General features: G+C 49.4%; 17 protein-coding genes and 1 tRNA gene. All 18 read left to right on the top strand.

Annotation, left to right across the window (positions count from 1 at the left end; translation table 11 throughout):
* The first annotated feature begins 3 nt into the window (after positions 1-3).
* The 18 genes from hisH to A1sIIB142_RS02685 all read left to right on the top strand — a co-directional run bounded on the left by hisH (position 4) and on the right by A1sIIB142_RS02685 (position 19,193).
* Positions 4-597, top strand: coding sequence for an imidazole glycerol phosphate synthase subunit HisH (gene hisH, locus A1sIIB142_RS02600; protein ID WP_223299214.1), 594 nt, complete (start codon positions 4-6; stop codon positions 595-597).
* Positions 594-1,319 carry a bifunctional 1-(5-phosphoribosyl)-5-((5-phosphoribosylamino)methylideneamino)imidazole-4-carboxamide isomerase/phosphoribosylanthranilate isomerase PriA gene (gene priA / locus A1sIIB142_RS02605; RefSeq protein WP_095693557.1) on the top strand — a complete coding sequence of 242 codons (726 nt, stop codon included), beginning with the start codon at positions 594-596 and terminating at the stop codon, positions 1,317-1,319. The genes hisH and priA overlap by 4 nt, the downstream gene beginning before the upstream one ends.
* Positions 1,316-2,089: an imidazole glycerol phosphate synthase subunit HisF gene (gene hisF / locus A1sIIB142_RS02610; protein WP_095693558.1), complete on the top strand. Its 774-nt coding sequence runs from the start codon at positions 1,316-1,318 to the stop codon at positions 2,087-2,089. Before priA ends, hisF begins: the two co-directional genes overlap by 4 nt.
* Before the next feature lie 14 nt (positions 2,090-2,103).
* Positions 2,104-2,448, top strand: coding sequence for a phosphoribosyl-AMP cyclohydrolase (hisI, locus tag A1sIIB142_RS02615; protein ID WP_095693559.1), 345 nt, complete (start codon positions 2,104-2,106; stop codon positions 2,446-2,448).
* A complete protein-coding gene (locus tag A1sIIB142_RS02620; RefSeq protein WP_095693560.1) occupies positions 2,445-3,926 on the top strand; it encodes an anthranilate synthase component I in 1,482 nt (493 codons plus the stop codon). The genes hisI and A1sIIB142_RS02620 overlap by 4 nt, the downstream gene beginning before the upstream one ends.
* Positions 3,927-4,083: 157 nt before the next feature.
* Positions 4,084-4,857, top strand: coding sequence for an indole-3-glycerol phosphate synthase TrpC (gene trpC / locus A1sIIB142_RS02625; protein WP_095693561.1), 774 nt, complete (start codon positions 4,084-4,086; stop codon positions 4,855-4,857).
* 10 nt (positions 4,858-4,867) lie between these two features.
* A complete protein-coding gene (gene trpB, locus A1sIIB142_RS02630; RefSeq protein WP_095693562.1) occupies positions 4,868-6,076 on the top strand; it encodes a tryptophan synthase subunit beta in 1,209 nt (402 codons plus the stop codon).
* Positions 6,077-6,880, top strand: coding sequence for a tryptophan synthase subunit alpha (trpA, locus tag A1sIIB142_RS02635; protein WP_095693563.1), 804 nt, complete (start codon positions 6,077-6,079; stop codon positions 6,878-6,880).
* A complete protein-coding gene (locus A1sIIB142_RS02640) occupies positions 6,877-7,356 on the top strand; it encodes a MauE/DoxX family redox-associated membrane protein (RefSeq protein WP_095693564.1) in 480 nt (159 codons plus the stop codon). Before trpA ends, A1sIIB142_RS02640 begins: the two co-directional genes overlap by 4 nt.
* 1 nt (position 7,357) lies before the next feature.
* A complete protein-coding gene (locus A1sIIB142_RS02645) occupies positions 7,358-8,029 on the top strand; it encodes a DsbA family protein (RefSeq protein WP_095693565.1) in 672 nt (223 codons plus the stop codon).
* 3 nt (positions 8,030-8,032) lie between these two features.
* Positions 8,033-8,839, top strand: coding sequence for a prolipoprotein diacylglyceryl transferase (gene lgt / locus A1sIIB142_RS02650; RefSeq protein WP_095693566.1), 807 nt, complete (start codon positions 8,033-8,035; stop codon positions 8,837-8,839).
* Positions 8,840-8,848: 9 nt separating this feature from the next.
* Positions 8,849-9,562 carry a VIT1/CCC1 transporter family protein gene (locus tag A1sIIB142_RS02655; RefSeq protein WP_095693567.1) on the top strand — a complete coding sequence of 238 codons (714 nt, stop codon included), beginning with the start codon at positions 8,849-8,851 and terminating at the stop codon, positions 9,560-9,562.
* 93 nt (positions 9,563-9,655) lie between these two features.
* On the top strand, positions 9,656-14,173 hold the full coding sequence (gene gltB / locus A1sIIB142_RS02660; protein ID WP_095693568.1) for a glutamate synthase large subunit: 4,518 nt from the start codon (positions 9,656-9,658) through the stop codon (positions 14,171-14,173).
* Positions 14,166-15,620: a glutamate synthase subunit beta gene (locus tag A1sIIB142_RS02665; protein WP_095693569.1), complete on the top strand. Its 1,455-nt coding sequence runs from the start codon at positions 14,166-14,168 to the stop codon at positions 15,618-15,620. The genes gltB and A1sIIB142_RS02665 overlap by 8 nt, the downstream gene beginning before the upstream one ends.
* 93 nt (positions 15,621-15,713) lie before the next feature.
* Complete coding sequence (gene pyk, locus A1sIIB142_RS02670; protein WP_095693570.1) at positions 15,714-17,153, top strand: pyruvate kinase; 1,440 nt, start codon at positions 15,714-15,716, stop codon at positions 17,151-17,153.
* 56 nt (positions 17,154-17,209) lie between these two features.
* Positions 17,210-17,282, top strand: a tRNA-Leu gene (locus A1sIIB142_RS02675).
* Between the two features lies 1 nt (position 17,283).
* Positions 17,284-17,883 carry an ANTAR domain-containing response regulator gene (locus A1sIIB142_RS02680; RefSeq protein ID WP_095693571.1) on the top strand — a complete coding sequence of 200 codons (600 nt, stop codon included), beginning with the start codon at positions 17,284-17,286 and terminating at the stop codon, positions 17,881-17,883.
* Between the two features lie 146 nt (positions 17,884-18,029).
* Positions 18,030-19,193, top strand: coding sequence for a branched-chain amino acid ABC transporter substrate-binding protein (locus tag A1sIIB142_RS02685; RefSeq protein ID WP_190283288.1), 1,164 nt, complete (start codon positions 18,030-18,032; stop codon positions 19,191-19,193).
* Positions 19,194-19,338: the final 145 nt, after the last annotated feature.

The raw sequence follows: 19,338 nt of genomic DNA on the forward strand, positions 1-19,338 counted from the left end.
TTCGTGATTGCAATTCTCGATTACGGCTCTGGAAACCTTCGCTCAGCTCAACGAGCCTTTGAAACATCCGGTAAAGAAGTTCTTATTACCTCTGATTACGAAACTGCCCTCAATGCTGAAGGCTTAGTCGTTCCGGGTGTGGGTGCATTTGCTGCCTGCATGCAAGGACTTCTCAAGGTCCGCGGAGATCAGATTGTGCGCGAACGTTTTGCGGCAAAGCGTCCAACTCTTGGAATTTGTGTTGGTATGCAGATTCTTTTTGCACGCGGCATTGAACATGGCGAGCATGCGGGAGTTGGAATGTGGGGCGCCACTGTTGAAAAACTCAACGCACCGATATTGCCGCATATGGGATGGAATACCGTCCGTCCTGCTGCAGGTAGCACGCTCTTTGCAGGAGTTGAAGATCAATCATTTTATTTCGTGCACTCATATGCAGCGAAAGAATCGGTGAGAGTGATGTCCACCCTTGCCCATCATGGTGAGGATTTCATTGCCGCCATAGAAGATGGCGCGCTGAGCGCTACCCAATTTCACCCAGAAAAGTCATCCGATGCCGGAATACATGTAATTAAGAATTGGACGCAGACGTTATGAGTTATTTAGAGCTACTTCCAGCAGTGGATGTCAAAGATGGTCGCGCCGTCAGGCTTGTCCAAGGCGAACTCAGCGCCGAGACTGCTTACGGCAATCCGCTTGAAGTTGCCTTGGAATTTCAAGCAGCAGGGGCCGAATGGTTACACCTGGTAGATCTCGATGCCGCCTTCGGAATCGGTGAGAACAGTGCGCAGTTAGCAGAAGTTGTTGGCCGACTCGATATCAAGGTGGAGCTTTCTGGGGGAATTCGTGATGATGAATCACTTGCGCGAGCACTTGCAACAGGATGTACTCGTGTCAATCTTGGAACTGCAGCGTTAGAAAATCCAGAGTGGACTGCTCGCGTGATTGCCGAACACGGTGATCGGATTGCGGTGGGCCTTGATGTGCGCGGACATGTTCTTGCCGCACGTGGGTGGACCAAAGAAGGTGGAGATCTCTTTGAAACTATTGAGCGCTTAGAGCGTGATGGATGTGCGCGCTATGTGGTTACTGATGTAACTAAAGATGGAACTCTGCAAGGACCAAATATTGAGTTACTCAAAGAGGTGTGTGCTGTTACTTCAAAGCCAGTAGTTGCATCGGGTGGAATTTCATCTTTGGCAGATATCGCCGCACTTTCAGCGCTGAACTCACTTGGCGTGGAAGGTGCGATTGTGGGCAAAGCGCTCTATGCCGGTGCCTTCACTCTTGCCCAAGCACTCGAGCAGACACGATCATGAGTCTTTCCGTACGAATCATTCCGTGCCTTGATGTCACTGATGGCCGAGTGGTGAAGGGAGTTAACTTCACAGATCTTGTAGATGCGGGCGATCCGGTAGAAATGGCTGCGCTCTATAACAAAGAGGGCGCTGATGAACTCACCTTCTTAGATATTTCGGCAAGTGTTGCCGGGCGCGAAACAACTCTTGATGTGGTGCGCCGAACTGCCGAACAAGTTTTTATTCCACTGACGGTAGGCGGCGGTATTCGCACGGTGGAAGATGTGGACCGCTTACTACGTGCCGGTGCGGATAAAATCAGTATCAATACTGCCGCGATTGCGAGACCAGAACTCATCTCTGAAATTGCAGATCGTTTTGGTTCGCAAGTTCTTGTGATCTCTATCGATGCCCGCCGGGCCCGAACTGAATCCGGTTTTGAGGTAACGACTCATGGCGGTCGCCAGAGTGCTGGCATCGATGCACTTACTTGGGTTGAAAAAGCATGCGCACTAGGAGTCGGTGAAATATTGCTCAACTCAATGGATGCCGATGGAACTCGCGCCGGATATGACATCGGAATGATCAAGGCAGTACGAGCTGTGGCAAAAGTTCCCCTAATCGCAAGTGGAGGGGCGGGAACCCTGGAAGACTTCAGCGCCGCCCTGGATGCTGGGGCCGATGCCCTGCTTGCAGCAAGCGTCTTTCACTTTGGGGTGCATCGCATCGGGGATGTGAAGAAATATCTGACTGCTCAGAATTATTCGGTGCGCAATACCCAGAGCGCGTAAGGCAGAATGAGCACATGAGAGCTGAACTTTCCCCAGAAATACTCGCGCTCTTAAAAGACCCAACAACTTTGATCCCTGCAATCGCACAAGATGTTAATTCCCGAGAAGTACTCATGCTTGCCTATATGAATACCGAAGCACTCGCGTTGACTCTTGCAACCGGCAAGGCAACTTACTTTTCCCGAAGTCGCAATGAGATCTGGGTAAAAGGTGAAACATCGGGACATACCCAGATGGTGCATTCGGTGGCACTTGATTGTGATGGCGATGCACTTCTGATTACCGTCGACCAAGTGGGGGCCGCCTGTCACACCGGTGACCAGACTTGCTTTCACCAAAGCCTTGGTAATTTCTCATGAAAATTAAAGAATTTCGCAAGCACGCACAATCTCACAATGTCATTCCGGTTTATCGAAAACTTCTTGCTGATGGCGAAACGCCACTTAATATCTATAAGAAGTTAGCTCAAAATAAGCCTGGGACCTTTCTGCTGGAGTCGGCAGAGCACGGGGGAGTATGGTCCCGATATTCATTTATCGGGGTGAAAAGTCAGACCACGTTGACCGAAAAAGATGGGCAAGCGCTCTGGATTGGAAAACCTCCGGTAGGAGTTCCGACAGGAGTCGATCCACTGACTGCGCTACGTCAAAGTGTTGCCCATTTAAAATCACCAAAAATTGAGGGCTTACCAACTCTGACCGGTGGACTCGTTGGATATATGGGCTATGACGCAGTGCGCCGGTTAGAGAAGTTGCCAACAACTTCTGCGCGCGATATTGAACTTCCTGAAATCTCCTTCATGCTTACCAGTGATCTAGTTGTCATGGATCACTCAGATGGCACCATCATCTTGATTGCCAATGCAATCAACTGGGATGGATCAAGTGAGCGCGTCGATGATTCATATCGTGATGCAGTCTCTCGCTTAGACCGGATGCAAAAGGAGCTACTCGGTTCCATCGCTGGAGATGTATCGGCCCTTCCCTCCTTTGATAAACCTATCTTTGATCGCAGTATGAGCGAGCAAGATTTCAAAAGCAAGGTGGAAATTGCAAAGGAGGAAATTCGTGCAGGTGAAGCTTTTCAGATAGTTCTCTCGCAGAGATTTTCCATGCCTACCTCGGCTGATGCGCTTGATATCTATCGCATGCTGCGCCTTAATAACCCCAGCCCATATATGTATCTCTTTAGATTTGAAGATGGATATGACGTTGTTGGTTCAAGTCCGGAAGCACTTGTGAAAGTCACCGGTAAGCAAGTGATGGTGCACCCCATTGCCGGAACTCGCAAACGCTCTGACTCCATTGAAGAAGATGTGCGATTAGGCGAAGAGTTACTGGCAGATCCTAAAGAGCGGGCAGAACATTTGATGTTGGTAGATCTGGGACGTAATGATTTAGGTCGCATCTGCGCACCTGGTTCTGTTGAAGTAATTGATTTTATGCACATCGAACGTTATTCCCATGTGATGCATATTGTTTCTACCGTCGTGGGCGAACTTGCAAGTGATAAGTCACCGATTGACGCACTCTTTTCAGTCTTTCCTGCCGGAACACTCTCCGGCGCTCCAAAGCCGCGAGCGATGGAGATTATTGAATCCCTTGAGCCCACACGTCGCGCGCTCTATGGTGGAGCAATCGGATACTTTGATTTCACCGGCAATATTGATACCTGTATCGCGATTCGCACGGCGCTGGTGCATAACGGGATCGCATATGTGCAAGCTGGCGCCGGAATTGTTGCGGACTCTGATTCCACTGCCGAAAATGATGAGACCCTTAATAAGGCAGCGGCTGTTTTGGGCGCTATCGCAGCTGCCAATGAGATGAAGCGATAAAAACGGTGAAAATTCTCATCTCACTAATCTGCGTGGCAACGATTGCAATTATTCTAAGTCGCAGACTTCGACTCTCAACTCGGTATGAGCGAGCTCCGCGAACTCTCACCCAGTGGAACGCACTGGATAAAGGCATCGATCCCACAGAGGAAAAGCAATGAGCGTTCTTGATTCAATTATTGAGGGTGTCCGTGAAGATCTTGCCATGCGTCGACTGCCGCTATCGCAGATTCATGAAGCGATGGAGAATGCGGCAAAACCACTAGATGCTTATGCATTCCTTTCACAATCTGAGATGAATGTGATTGCTGAAGTAAAGCGATCATCTCCAAGTAAGGGCGCACTTGCACCCATTACAGATCCAGCTGCGTTAGCAGAGCAATATCAAGAAGCCGGTGCAGCTGCAGTCAGTGTTCTTACCGAGCGTCGTCGTTTTGCCGGCTCACTTGAAGATCTCGATGTGGTGCGGGCACGGGTAACAATTCCGGTGCTTCGCAAAGACTTTATGGTTGATGAGTATCAATTCCTAGAAGCACGGGCACATGCCGCCGATATTGTGCTTCTTATTGTTGCTGCTCTTTCTCGTTCTCAACTCAAGGATTTTTATGACCTCTCCTGCGAACTTGGGATGGCTTCACTGATTGAAGTCCACACTGCGCAAGAGCTAGAAAGTGCGATGGAGATTTCACCACGCATGATTGGCATCAACTCTCGCAACCTTAAGACTCTCGATGTCGATACCCGGGCCTTCGCTGATCTCATCCCGCAGATTCCCGATGAGATTATCCGAGTGGCCGAGTCTGGAATCTCGAGCCGAAGTGATGTTCAGGGTGCGCAAAACTGTGGAGCTTCTGTGATTTTGGTCGGTGAAGCGCTGGTTAAGTCTGGGGATCCGATTTCTGCGATGCAGGAGTTGCTGGGTCGCCGGTAGTCTTGGGCTTATGACTACGACTGCCGAGAACGCGCTAGCCGAGATAGCCGGACATTTTGGTCCCTATGGCGGCCGGTTCGTTCCCGAAGCACTTATCGGTGCTCTTGAAGAGTTAGATGCGGCAAGAATTTTTGCCCAAACCGATCCAACTTTTATCGCCGAATTAGCAGAGTTACATCGCACCTATACCGGTCGTCCCAGCATCATTACAGAGGCAAAAAGATTCGCTGAGCATGCAGGTGGAGCGCGAATTCTGCTCAAGCGAGAAGATCTCAATCACACTGGAAGTCATAAAATAAATAACGTTTTAGGTCAAGCACTTCTGACAAAGCGAATGGGCAAGAAACGCATTATTGCTGAGACCGGTGCCGGTCAACATGGTGTTGCTTCAGCAACTGCTGCGGCATTGATGGGTCTTGAATGTGTTGTCTACATGGGCGAAGAAGATACAAGACGTCAATCACTGAATGTTGCGCGCATGAAGTTACTTGGCGCCGAAGTTATTCCAGTGACGTCTGGTTCTCGCACACTCAAAGATGCAATTAACGAAGCAATGCGCGATTGGGTTACTAACGTTGAGACAACGCATTACATGCTGGGCACAGTAGCCGGACCGCATCCATTCCCATCGATGGTCCGTGATTTCCATAAGATTATTGGCGAAGAATCTCGCGAACAGGTATTGGCACTGACCGGAAGATTGCCGGATGCCGTGATGGCATGTGTGGGCGGCGGATCTAATGCAATTGGAATTTTCCATCGCTTTATTTCCGATGAATCTGTACGACTGATTGGACTCGAGGCAGCAGGAGATGGTGTTGAAACTGGTCGCCATGCAGCAACTATTACCGGGGGATCACCGGGAGTTCTTCACGGAAATCGAACTTATGTATTACAAGATGCCAATGGACAGACAATTGAATCTCATTCGATTTCGGCGGGTCTTGATTATCCGGGTGTGGGCCCAGAACATGCCTACCTTCATGACGTAGGTAGAGCGGAATACCGAGCTATCACTGACGCGCAGGCGATGGAAGCATTCTCACTTCTTTCAAAGACCGAGGGAATCATTCCTGCGATTGAAACGGCGCATGCTCTGGCTGGTGCGATGCAGGTGGGTAAAGAACTTGGTCCTGATGCAATTATTCTGATTAATCTCTCTGGCCGCGGAGATAAAGATGTGCAAACGGCGGCGCAGTATTTTGGAATTCCACTTTAAATGAGCACACCGCTTGAAACCCTTTTCACTACCGTTCGCAGCGAAAATCGCGCAGCGCTTATTGCTTACATCCCGGCAGGTTTTCCCACTCAAGAGGGATGCAAAAAGGTAATTCAAGCATTTGTCGATGGCGGCGTTGATGCAATCGAAATCGGTTTTCCCTATAGCGATCCAGTGATGGATGGCCCAACGATCCAAGCTGCAGCCGATAGGGCGCTATCGCAGGGCACTGGGGCGAAGGAAGTTTTCGAAGCACTCAAGCACGCCACAGATTTAGGTGTGCCAGCAGTTGTGATGACGTATTGGAACCCGATTGAAAAATACGGAGTAGAAAAGTTTGCCCAAGCGATTTCAGACAACGGCGGCTCTGGTGTTATTACTCCCGATTTAACTATTGAAGAATCAGCAGCCTGGACGGCCGCTGTTGCGCAAAGTGAAATTAACTCAATCTACGTTGTTGCGCCAAGCACGAAAGATGCACGACTTACCAGTGTGACTGATCATTGCAGTGGTTTTGTCTATGCGGCTTCACTGATGGGTGTGACAGGAACACGCACAAGTGTTTCATCCGGTGCGCCAGATCTCGTTGCTCGGATTCGAAAGAGTACGGATACGGCGGTGGCGGTGGGACTCGGTGTTTCAACGAGAGAGCAAGCCAAGGGCGTGGCAGGGTATGCCGACGGTGTAATAGTTGGGTCAGCATTTATCAATAAACTTTTGGAGTCAGAAGATGAAGCAAGTGGTTTAATTGCTGTGCGTGAGTTAGCGGAGCAACTATCACAAGGGGTACGTGAAGGACGATGAGAGAATTTAAGTTGTGGTTTGGTCTAGCTTCACGATTGACCTTGGGTGGAGTTCTGCTCGTTGCTGGATATTTAAAGTATGACGAGATTGATAAATCGCAGATGGCTGTGCGAGCCTACGAAATGCTTCCTATCGCTCTAGCTAATTTCATCGGCATAGTTCTGCCATTCGCTGAAATCGGGATGGGTTTGCTTCTGATCCTCGGCGCAGCTACTCGAATCACAGCAGCGCTCAGCGCCTTGCTCATGGTGGTCTTCGTTATTGGCATCTCACAGGCGTGGGCGCGAGGCCTTTCTATCGACTGTGGCTGCTTTGGAGGGGGAGGCCAGGTTGAGCCTGGAACTGCGAATTACATCACTCCACTGCTACGAGACACCGGCCTATTGGCCCTTGGGATTTATCTTTTTCGCTACCCACAAAGTAAATTTAGCCTTGATAAATCCTCGCAGAAACTGAATCTAGAAAAAGGGATATGAAATGAGCGCGAAGCCACAACCTGGGAAAGATAACTTCACTCGCAACCTTGTTATTGGTGTTGTACTCGGTGTAGTCCTAATTATGCTCGTACCAACGATTATCTCTAAGCAGACCAAGCTAGCTGCAAAGATTCCAGCGAGTGTTTCCGCAGAACGAGGATATGGAATTGTCTTTAATGGTGAACTCACCGGCGTTCCTGTCCTTGATATTTATGAAGATTTCCAATGCCCTAGCTGCGCACGTTTTGAAGGAACCCAAGGTCAGTACCTTGACTCAATAATTGAAGATAAGAAGGCAACTGTTGTCTTCCACACTCTCTCATTTCTCGGTCCCGAATCCGTAATCGCGGCAAATGCAGCAGCATGCTCGGCCGACGAAGGTAAATTCTTAGCTCTCCACAAGATGCTCTATCAGACTCAACCTCGAGAAAATTCCGGAGCCTGGACTAATGAAGCACTTGTTGCAGCTGGGGAATCAGTGGGTATTAAGTCAAAAGAATATGAAAAGTGTGTCAACAATGGCACCTATGCTGATTGGGTGGGAAATGTGCAAGCCTCCGCTGCACAGAGTGATGTGAATTCAACTCCAACAGTCTTTATCAACGGTAAGGAACTAGATCGCAATGCCTATTACGATCCGGCTCTCTTTATCGCCGCTGTAGAGCGCGGATAATTTTTGCGCAGTGCAATTCCAACGCCAACTATTTCGGCGTTTGAAATTGGTCCGCTCACGATCCACTTCTATGCTCTCTGCATTATTGCCGGGGTTGCACTCGCAATCTGGTTAGGCAATCGCAGGTTTCTCACCTACTTCCCGCAAGGAGTGGGTGTCGTTGCAGATGTTGCCGTATTTGCAATCCCTGCTGGTGTAATCGGTGGCCGTCTCTATCACGTAGTGACATCACCAGAAAATTACTTTGGTGCAAATTCTCGGGCTCTTGATATCTTCAAAATCTGGAATGGCGGCCTTGGAATTTGGGGCGCGATTGCACTCGGTAGCGTGGTTGCCTTTTTTTACTATAAGAGAATTGCATCGGCGAAAGATTTGCCATCTTTTGCCTATTTTGCCGATGCACTTGCACCGGGTATCGCAATTGCCCAGGCGATAGGGCGCTGGGGAAATTGGTTTAATGCTGAGCTCTTTGGTCGCCCACTTGATGCACCGTGGGCACTTTCGATTCCACTGCAATCTCGCCCGGCTGGATATGAAAACTTCGAAACCTTTCACCCCGCATTTCTCTATGAATCACTGTGGTGCTTTCTTATTGCCGCAGTGTTACTCGCCGCGCGAAAGCGTCTAGTCCCAGGATCTATCTTTCTGCTTTACATCACACTTTACTGCTTCGGGCGTTTCTTCTTTGAAGCTATACGTATTGATTCGGCCCAGTCTTTTGCCGGACTTCGCCTGAATCAATATGTTGCCGGATTGTTGTTTCTTGGGGCAGGTGCAGCATTTCTGAAGTTTTATCGACGGACAAGGTAGGATTCGCATATGGCTTTAGAGGATGTATTCCAGCGCAATCTGCATCACCGCACCCACCGTGCTGGTTGGTTGCGGGCTGCCGTCCTTGGTGCAAACGATGGTTTAGTTTCAACTGCCTCGCTCATGATTGGCGTTGCAGCTGCTCGCGCCGGTGAGCAGAGTTTCCTTATCACGGCAGGTGCTGCCGGAATTGCCGCTGGTGCGATGTCGATGGCTGTTGGTGAATATGTCTCGGTTAGATCACAAAATGATATTGAAGAATCAGACAGACTCCTGGAGATTGAGCATCTAGCAATTGATCCGGAAGGCGAGTTTGAAGAACTTGTACATATCTATATGGAGCGCGGGCTATCTCGTGAACTTGCGGTGCAGGTTGTTCATGCCATGCATGAGCGCAATCCATTGGAAGCGCATCTACGCGATGAACTAGGTCAGCATCCGCATACAAAGGCACGTCCAGTGCAAGCAGCGGTGGCATCGGCAATCGCATTTACGCTCGGAGGGTTAATTCCATTTGTGGGCGCATTCGCACCGACCTTCGGAGCAGCCGCATCGAGCATCGTTGGATTCACCATCGTGGGTCTGGTAATTACCGGAGTTGTGAGCGCGCGCACAGCTGGGGCGAAGATACTGACCCCGACACTGCGAGTCATGGCGGGCGGCGTCTTGGGTATGGCTATCACCGCCGGGATTGGTCACCTCTTGCATTTGAGTGGCATCTAAAGCACCCCCTTGCTACCCTTTTGACCAGTAGATTTTAAGATAGTTGGGCCAATGATGTCCCTGAGTTAGCTAGAAATAGAGGGGCATCAGCGAATGGCACTTTCATCGAATTATCCTGTCGCAGAGGGTCTTTACGATCCTGCACAAGAACACGATGCATGCGGCGTTGCGATGGTTGCCACCTTAAATAAAATTGCTACACATGACATTGTTGCCAAAGCACTTACTGCACTTCGCAATCTAGAACACCGTGGCGCATCTGGTGCAGAACCAGATAGTGGTGATGGTGCCGGAATTCTGATTCGAGTCCCTGATGCTTTTTATCGCGCCGAAGTTTCATTTACGCTACCTGTCGAAGGATCCTACGCAACTGGAATAGCATTTATTGCACAAGGCGCCGAGGTTCGCGCACAGATTGCAAAGCTCGCAGATGAAGAAGGTCTCACCGTCCTTGGTTGGCGCGAGCTACCAATTAATTCTTCTGCTCTAGGAAAGACCGCCCTCTCTGTTATGCCGCGCTTTGAGCAACTCTTCGTTGCTGGAAAGAAAAATGAATCAGGAATCGCTCTTGACCGTTTGGCATTCGCACTTCGCAAGCGTGCTGAGCACGCACTTGATCTCTATTTCCCTTCATTGTCATCACAGACAATTGTTTACAAGGGCATGCTGACAACCGGACAATTAGAAGAATTCTTCCCAGATCTCAGTGATACTCGTGTTGTTTCTCCACTGGCTCTGGTGCACTCACGTTTTTCTACCAACACATTCCCATCATGGCCACTTGCCCACCCGTATCGATTCATCGCCCACAACGGCGAAATCAACACAGTAAAGGGAAATAGAAATTGGATGCGAGCTCGCGAATCACTTCTTGAAAGTGATGTCTTAGGCAAAGATCTAACCCGACTATTTCCTATCGTTGAAATGTCAGGTTCTGACTCAGCTTCATTTGATGAAGTACTAGAACTTCTCTATCTCGGCGGTCGCTCACTGCCACACGCAGTTTTGATGATGATTCCAGAAGCGTGGGAGAACCACGCGACCATGTCACAGAAGCGGCGCGACTTCTATGCATTTCATTCCTCACTGATGGAGCCATGGGATGGACCAGCCTGCGTTACTTTCACAGACGGCCACCAAGTGGGCGCTGTGCTGGACCGCAATGGTTTGCGCCCATCTCGATACTGGGTAACAGCTGACGGTCTCGTTGTTCTCGCCTCTGAAGTAGGCGTACTTGATATTCCGGCGGAGAAGATTGTCCGTAAGGGTCGTTTGCAACCAGGAAAAATGTTCCTAGTTGATATCGAAGCTGGCCGCATTATTGAAGATGATGAGATTAAAGATTCACTAGCTGATGCCGCGCCATATGGCAGCTGGTTAGCCGATGGAATGATCAGACTTTCAGATCTTCCGGCGCGCGAACATATTGTTTATCCACACAAGTCAGTGCTGCGTCGTCAAAAGGCATTTGGATATACAGAGGAAGAAATTAAGATTATCGTCACTCCAATGGCAAAAGGTGGGGGAGAAGCACTTGGTTCCATGGGAACTGATACGCCAATCGCTGCTCTATCGGCAAAGCCACGCCTGCTCTTTGATTACTTCACTCAGCTCTTTGCGCAAGTAACTAATCCGCCACTGGATGCTATTCGTGAAGAGTTAGTAACAAGCTTGGGTGGAGCTATCGGTCCAGAACACAATCTGCTTGATCCTGGTCCTGAGTCATGCCGCCAGATTTCCATTGCCTTCCCGGTAATTAACAACGATGAGCTCGCAAAGATTATTCACGTTAATGCCGATGATAATTATCCTGAACTTGAGTCCTACGTTGTTCGGGGACTCTTCCCGGTCACAGGTGATGGCAACACCCTGCACACTCGTTTGGAAGAGATTAAGAAGGAAGTTTCCCAAGCGATTGCTAATGGCGCACACATCATCGTTCTCTCTGATCGTGATGGCGATGCCGAAGATTGCCCAATTCCTTCACTTCTACTTACCGCCGCCGTGCACCACCACCTAATTCGTGAGAAGACTCGCACCAAAGTTGGCCTCGTTGTCGAAGCGGGCGATGTTCGAGAAGTTCACCACGTTGCACTTCTGATTGGTTATGGCGCAGCTGCAGTAAATCCATACCTAGTGATGGAAACTGCTGAAGATTTAGTAACGCAAGGAGTTATCACCGGCATTACCCCGGAAAAGGCGGTTGCCAACGTTATTAAGGCGCTGGGCAAAGGCGTTCTTAAAGTAATGTCCAAGATGGGTATTTCAACTATCGCCTCCTATACCGGAGCGCAGGTCTTTGAAGCGATTGGTCTGGGGCAAGATCTCGTTGACGAATACTTTGTCGGAACCACTTCTCGTTTAGGTGGAGTGAGCCTGGATGTCATTGCGCAAGAGACAATCAGACGTCATCACCTGGCATACCCGGTTGGGGGAGAGATTCCTGGCGCCAAGCGCTTAGCTGTTGGCGGGGAATATCAATGGCGCCGCGATGGTGAGCCACATTTATTTAATCCAGAGACCGTTTTCGCACTTCAGCATGCAACTCGCAATAAGCGTTATGACATCTTCAAGCGCTATACCAATCAGGTTAATGATCAGAGTAAAACTCTGATGACTCTGCGTGGGCTCTTTGAATTTAACACCTCACAGCGCGCGCCAATCTCTATTGATGAAGTTGAGCCAATTTCGCAAATTGTGAAGCGATTCTCAACTGGTGCGATGTCTTATGGCTCGGTTTCACAAGAAGTCCATGAGACGCTGGCTATTGCCATGAACCGTATGGGCGGTAAATCAAATACAGGTGAAGGCGGAGAAGATGCCTCACGCTTCCTTCCGATGGCTAACGGTGATTCCAAGAACAGTGCAATCAAGCAAGTTGCATCCGGTCGATTTGGCGTGACAAGTAATTACCTCACCAACGCCACAGATATTCAGATCAAAGTGGCACAGGGTGCTAAGCCTGGTGAAGGTGGCCAACTTCCTGGATTCAAGGTCTATCCATGGATCGCACAAGCACGTCTTTCAACTCCCGGTGTGGGACTCATCTCCCCGCCCCCTCATCACGATATTTATTCGATTGAAGATTTAGCGCAATTGATTCATGATTTAAAAAATGCTAACAAGGATGCACGTGTGCACGTCAAACTTGTTGCTGAAGTGGGCGTGGGAACCGTTGCAGCTGGTGTCTCTAAAGCACACGCAGATGTTGTTCTTATCTCTGGCCATGATGGTGGAACAGGTGCATCTCCTCTTACTTCACTTAAGCATGCGGGTGCTCCATGGGAGCTAGGCCTTGCCGAAACCCAACAGACGCTGCTTCTTAACAACTTGCGTGATCGCATCGTTGTGCAGGCAGATGGGCAGATGAAGACAGGTCGCGATGTAGTGATTGCAGCGCTACTGGGTGCAGAAGAATTCGGTTTTGCAACTGCGCCATTGGTTGTTTCTGGTTGCATCATGATGCGTGTGTGTCATCTAGATACATGTCCGGTCGGTATCGCTACCCAGAACCCAGAGCTACGTAAGAAGTTCTCTGGAAAGCCTGAATTTGTTGAGACATTCTTTGAATACATTGCCGAAGAAGTTCGTGAAATTCTGGCATCCCTTGGTTACAAGACATTGCTTGAGGCAATTGGCCACGTGGAAAACCTTGATACCCGCGCCGCTATTGATCACTGGAAGGCGAGCGGTTTAGATCTTTCTCCACTTCTGATGCGCCCTGATGTTGATTCGCCTTTACATAACACCACACAGCAAGATCACGGATTAGCAGCAGCACTTGATAACAAGCTCATCGAGCTATCAAAGGCAGCGCTTGAGTCCAAAGAATCTGTGCGTATTGATGTGCCAGTGCGAAATGTGAACCGCACGGTTGGAACAATGTTGGGAGCCGAGATCACACGTCGTTATGGGTCCGAAGGACTTCCTGCCGGAACTATTGATGTGACGCTGCATGGATCTGCGGGCCAATCACTGGGTGCTTTTATTCCACAGGGTCTGACCATTCGTATGTATGGAGATGCCAATGATTATGTGGGCAAGGGAATTTCAGGGGGCCGAGTAATCGTGCGCCCAGATGAGAAGGCCACATTTAAATCTGAATCAAATGTAATTTCCGGAAACGTCATTGGATATGGGGCGACATCAGGAGATATCTACATCCGCGGTCTTGCTGGTGAAAGATTCTGCGTGCGCAACTCTGGCGCTACTGCAATTGTTGAGGGCGTGGGCGATCACGCACTTGAATACATGACCGGTGGCACAGTGGTCATTCTTGGCAAAACTGGCCGAAATATTGCAGCAGGTATGTCTGGTGGACGTGCTTTCGTGTTAGACCTTGATACCGCAATCGTTAATACCGAGATGGTTGATGTCTTGGCAGTGCCGGCAGATCAGCGCGAAAACCTTCGTGCCTTGCTATCTTCTTTCCACGTTGAAACGGGTTCAGAAATTGCAGAATCAATCCTTAAGAATTGGGAGACAGAGCTCGCGCGCTTCTCACTGATTATGCCTCGTGATTACGCTCGTGTGCTAGCAGCGATTGAGAAGGCTAACCGAGAAGGTTTACCGGTTGATGAGTATGTAATGGAGGTTGCAGCAAATGGCTGATCCAAAAGGATTTATGACGACTCCGCGCGAGACGCCCAAGCGACGTCCGGTCGATGTTCGTATTCAAGATTGGCGCGAAGTTTATGAACCTCAATCGATGGAACATCTGCAAAAGCAAGCAGGTCGTTGCATGGATTGCGGAATTCCGTTCTGCCACTCTGGTTGCCCCCTAGGTAACCTGATTCCAGAGTGGAATGACCTGATTTTTCGTGGCGATAAAGTCGAAGCTATTGATCGTCTGCACGTTACCAATAATTTCCCTGAGTTCACGGGTCGCCTATGTCCTGCGCCATGTGAGACAGCGTGTGTTGTCGGAATTAACCGCGATGCTGTCACCATTAAGCAGATTGAACTTCGCACCATTGAAGAAGCATTTGATGATAACAATGTAAAGCCGCTAGCCCCTGAGCGTCTTACTGGAAAGACTGTGGCTGTCATTGGCTCTGGCCCTGCCGGGTTAGCTGCGGCGCAACAACTTACTCGCGCTGGTCACACAGTTGCTGTCTATGAGCGAGCAGATAAAATTGGTGGCCTGCTTCGTTATGGAATTCCAGAATTTAAGATGGAGAAGCACATCGTTGACCGCCGACTTGCACAGATGGAGCAAGAAGGAACTCGATTCCGTCCAGGTGTTGATATCGGCGTGGACCTCACTGGCGCCCAACTTCGCAGTACCTACGATGCAATCGTTCTAGCAATCGGTGCAACGCAGTGGCGTGATCTTCCCATTCCAGGGCGCGAAAACAAGGGCATCTACCAAGCAATGGAATTTCTTCCTTGGGGAAATAAGCAAGCTTTGGGAGAAATCGAAGAGTCACCTATCAATGTTGCTGGAAAACATGTAGTCATTCTTGGTGGCGGAGATACCGGCGCGGATTGCTTAGGCACTTCGATTCGACAAGGTGCGGCCAGCATCACGCAAATTGAAATTATGCCGCGACCAACAGATGAACGTCCTTCATCACAACCTTGGCCGACCTACCCAATGATCTATCGCGTATCTAGTGCGCATGAAGAACTCGACAACCGAGTCTTCTCAGTGAGCACACAAGAATTTATTGGCGATGGAAACGGGAACCTTAAAGCTCTTAAGATTGTGGAAACTAAGTTTGAAAATGGAAAGTTCGAACCTGTTCCAGGCACTGAGCGCGAGATTCCGGCGGACTTTGTCTTCCTAGCTATGGGATTCACTGGACCAGAAAAGTCTGCCATCATCGAACAACTTGAAGTTGGCCATGATGATCGTGGCAATATTTCCCGCGATGAGAATTTCCAATCAACTGAAGAAGGAATCTTCGTGGCAGGAGATGCTGGGCGCGGGCAATCACTGATTGTCTGGGCGATAGCCGAAGGTCGCGCAGCTGCTGCAGCTGTAGATCGCTACCTCGTGGGGGAGACGCAGTTACCTTCACCGATTGAGCCCACTACTCGCTCGCTAATGGTTTAAATCAGGTTTAACCCAGTGGCTTAATCGCCATTACACCCGAAGTTCACGTCAGCGACGCCGTAACTTCACCACAAGCCTAGATAGGGTAATCACATGCGTCGCGCAAAAATAGTTTGCACCTTAGGTCCAGCAGTTGAGTCTCCAGAGAAAGTAAAGGAGCTCATCGAAGCCGGAATGAATATGGCTCGCTTAAATCTCTCCCATGGTTCCTATGAAGAACACCAAGGGCGCCTAGACCGAGTGCGTGCAGCTGCGAAAGAGGCAGAGAAAGCTGTTGCAGTTCTGGTTGATTTGCAAGGACCAAAGATTCGTTTAGCTCGATTTGAAAACGGACCACACGAGCTATCACGTGGGGATATCTTCACCATCACCACCGATGAAGTTGCTGGCACAAAAGAGCGCGTTGGTACTACTTACAAGGGGCTGCCAGGAGATTGCAAAGCTGGCGATCGCATTCTTATCGATGATGGAAGAGTTACCGTTGAAGTATTGGAAGTCAAGGGCAACGACGTCATTACAAAATGCACCCAGCCGGGTTTTGTCAGCAATAACAAGGGAATTAACTTGCCGGGTGTGGCAGTTTCGGTGCCTGCGATGTCAGAAAAAGATGAGGATGATCTCCGTTGGGGACTACGTGCTGGAGCGGACTTTATCGCTCTCTCTTTCGTTCGAAATGCAGCAGATGTGAAAGTTGTTCACGCCATCATGGAAGAGGTTGGAATTAGAGTTCCGGTAATTGCAAAGATTGAAAAACCTCAGGCGGTAGCAAATTTAGAGGAAATTATTGCCGCCTTCGATGGAATTATGGTTGCTCGTGGCGACCTCGGTGTTGAGCTGCCTATTGAAGATGTTCCGATGGTGCAAAAGCGTTGTATCGAGCTCTCCCGTGATGCGGCAAAGCCAGTCATAGTTGCAACACAGATGCTTGATTCTATGATGAGTAACTCTTCTCCCACTCGCGCGGAGGCAACAGACTGCGCAAATGCGGTACTTGATGGCGCAGATGCACTCATGCTCTCAGGAGAGACAGCCGTGGGTGAATTCGCTATTCAAGCGGTGCAGACAATGGCTCGCATTATTGAACGCACCGAAGAGCTTGGGCTTGACCGAATCCGGCCATTAACAAAAAATCCACGCACCAAGGGCGGTGCGATCACAAAAGCGGCGGCCGAAGTAGGGGAAATTTTGGGTGCCAAGTTCCTGGTGACATTTACTCAATCTGGTGACTCTGCGCGTCGGATTTCACGACTTCGTTCATCAATTCCTATCATTGCAATCACTCCTGATGTCGGTACCTATAACCGGCTGGCACTGACGTGGGGCGTTGAGTCATTGATAATTTCGATGGTCAAGCACACTGATGAGATGGTTTTACAAGCAGATAAAATCCTTATCGATGGAAAGCGTGCTGAAATAGGCGAGCCTGTCGTGATTGTCGCTGGATCTCCACCAGGAATACCTGGTTCAACCAATGCGATGCGAGTACACATTGTGGGTGATGCCGTAAACGGCGTTGTTCCTGCGTATCGTTAATCCACAACGCTCACCGTTTCACCTATCTGCCGACTTCTAATACGATATGGGCTCACGCCTCGGTACTCCAACGGTAGAGAGGGCAGTCTCAAACACTGCATAGTGTCGGTTCGAATCCGACTCGAGGCACATGAGCAATGAAGCGGGTGCCAAGAAGGCTGTCAGAATTCTGGTTGCCGAAGATGAGGCTCTTATTCGTATGGACCTCGTGGAAATGTTGCAAGAAGCAGGTTATGACGTCATTGCCCAAGCAACTAACGGCGAGGAAGCAATTGCACTCGCGTTAGAACACCAACCGGACCTTGCAATTCTTGATGTGAAGATGCCGGTGCTTGATGGCATTTCTGCGGCAGAAAAGATCATTGCAACTGCGCCAGTTTTAATGCTGACCGCATTTAGCCAACGTGAGCTCATTGACCGCGCGCGCGATGCTGGAGTGATGGCATACGTGGTTAAACCATTTACTATCGGCGATCTTGTTCCTGCAATTGAAATAGCCATCAGTCGTCACACACAGATGCAATCACTGGCACTTGAAGTTGCAGATCTTCATGAGCGACTAGAGACTCGTAAAATTATCGATCGCGCAAAAGGAATCTTGATGAAGGCTTTGAATCTTTCAGAACCTGAGGCATTTTCCTGGATTCAAAGGGCGGCGATGGACCGACGCCTTAGTATGAAAGAGGTTGCCCAGGCCGTGATTTCACCTGAGGCTGCCCTGGATAAATAGCCCCACTTTGGGGACTTTCGTAACCAAAAAGTAATCACTCACGCGGGGAAAGCTCGAATTCCACCTTGTCTCAACCACAGGTTGAGCATTACTCTTAGCGCTTCCCTGTCCCGGGACACATGAAAGACGAAACAGGAAGGCAATACATGAATAAGAAGATCGTAAGCGGCTTTGCAATAGCTGCTGCTGCAACACTTGCATTCGGTGCAGTTGCAACAGCTCCAGCGAACGCTGCTGCTAAGAAAATAAAGCTTGCATACATGGGCCCACTAACTGGTGGAGCTGCATTTCTAGGTACGGATCAAATTCCTGGTGCAATCTGGGCAATCGATCAGTACAACCGCACAAACCCAAAGGTGAAGATTGAGCTTGTCAAGGCAGATTCACAGTGCGATCCAACAGTTGCTGCAAACGTTGCTCCAGGTGTTGCTGCTGATAAGGCAATCATTGGCGTCATCGGAACAGCATGTTCTGGTGAAGCTCGTAACTCATTCCCAGCATATAAGGCTGCAGGTCTGACTATGGTTGCTCCATCAGCTTCAGCAGTGGACCTTACAAACAGAAAAGCGAAGTCGAACGGCTTCCCAATCTTCCACCGCGTTGTTGCTAATGATTCGTACCAGGGTCCAGCTCTTGCTCGCTATGCAGCAGACGGAGTTGCTTCACCTAAGTACTACATGATCGATGATCAGTCTACTTATGGCGCACCACTCATCAGAGAAAACGCAACTCCAACTGCAAAGAAGCTCGGCACAATCGTGGGAACAGATAACTTCCCAGATGACACCAAGGACTTCACATCAGTTGTTGCAAAGGTAAAGGCTTCTGGAGCGAATATTGTTCTATTCGGAGGTTATGACTACACAGCTGGTCCACTCATCAAGGCACTTCGCGATGGTGGATATAAGGGTGTATTCGCAGGCGGCGACGGAGTTCAGACTTCTGGCTTCGTAGGACTTGCAGGCGGAAAGGCAATTGCTGTAGGCGTCAAGATGACTGCAGCAGATGTTCCATTCAATACATTGCTTACAGCAGCACAACTAGCTGACTTCACCAAGGTAACTGGTGTGAAGGTTCCTGGTCTATATGCAGGAACAGCATGGACTGCGGCCAACGTCTTCATTCAGTGCATTAAGGAAGGCGCATCAACTCGTTCAGCAATCCAGAAGTGTGTAAACAATGGCACATTTACTGATGCTGGCGGAAATAAGTTCAAGTTCGATCGTTACGGTGACCCAACAACAGCTGCAGCCGTTGGTGGATATATCGTTACGAAAGACGGCGAAACCATCTACGACAAGATTGCTTAATAGCTTCTTTCACGTAGTTAAGTAGTTGCAAGGCAGTAAGCGTGACCACCACCCAGTTAGTCTGGGTGGTGGTCACGCTTCATAACACTCGCTAGTTTCGAGATTGGTAAAAATGAATTTTTCAGTGCTCCAAAGTCAATTCGCC

It is taken from the genome of Candidatus Planktophila versatilis (assembly GCF_002288345.1).
GTDB classification, from domain to species: Bacteria; Actinomycetota; Actinomycetes; order Nanopelagicales; family Nanopelagicaceae; genus Planktophila; species Planktophila versatilis_A.

Excerpts from the sequence above, each read along its gene's own strand:
- priA (WP_095693557.1), top strand. The coding sequence starts at position 594 with ATGAGTTATTTAGAGCTACTTCCAGCAGTGGATGTCAAAGATGGTCGC.
- hisF (WP_095693558.1), top strand. The coding sequence starts at position 1,316 with ATGAGTCTTTCCGTACGAATCATTCCGTGCCTTGATGTCACTGATGGC.
- hisI (WP_095693559.1), top strand. The coding sequence starts at position 2,104 with ATGAGAGCTGAACTTTCCCCAGAAATACTCGCGCTCTTAAAAGACCCA.
- A1sIIB142_RS02620 (WP_095693560.1), top strand. The coding sequence starts at position 2,445 with ATGAAAATTAAAGAATTTCGCAAGCACGCACAATCTCACAATGTCATT.
- trpC (WP_095693561.1), top strand. The coding sequence starts at position 4,084 with ATGAGCGTTCTTGATTCAATTATTGAGGGTGTCCGTGAAGATCTTGCC.
- trpB (WP_095693562.1), top strand. The coding sequence starts at position 4,868 with ATGACTACGACTGCCGAGAACGCGCTAGCCGAGATAGCCGGACATTTT.
- trpA (WP_095693563.1), top strand. The coding sequence starts at position 6,077 with ATGAGCACACCGCTTGAAACCCTTTTCACTACCGTTCGCAGCGAAAAT.
- A1sIIB142_RS02640 (WP_095693564.1), top strand. The coding sequence starts at position 6,877 with ATGAGAGAATTTAAGTTGTGGTTTGGTCTAGCTTCACGATTGACCTTG.
- A1sIIB142_RS02645 (WP_095693565.1), top strand. The coding sequence starts at position 7,358 with ATGAGCGCGAAGCCACAACCTGGGAAAGATAACTTCACTCGCAACCTT.
- A1sIIB142_RS02655 (WP_095693567.1), top strand. The coding sequence starts at position 8,849 with ATGGCTTTAGAGGATGTATTCCAGCGCAATCTGCATCACCGCACCCAC.
- gltB (WP_095693568.1), top strand. The coding sequence starts at position 9,656 with ATGGCACTTTCATCGAATTATCCTGTCGCAGAGGGTCTTTACGATCCT.
- A1sIIB142_RS02665 (WP_095693569.1), top strand. The coding sequence starts at position 14,166 with ATGGCTGATCCAAAAGGATTTATGACGACTCCGCGCGAGACGCCCAAG.
- pyk (WP_095693570.1), top strand. The coding sequence starts at position 15,714 with ATGCGTCGCGCAAAAATAGTTTGCACCTTAGGTCCAGCAGTTGAGTCT.
- A1sIIB142_RS02680 (WP_095693571.1), top strand. The coding sequence starts at position 17,284 with ATGAGCAATGAAGCGGGTGCCAAGAAGGCTGTCAGAATTCTGGTTGCC.
- A1sIIB142_RS02685 (WP_190283288.1), top strand. The coding sequence starts at position 18,030 with ATGAATAAGAAGATCGTAAGCGGCTTTGCAATAGCTGCTGCTGCAACA.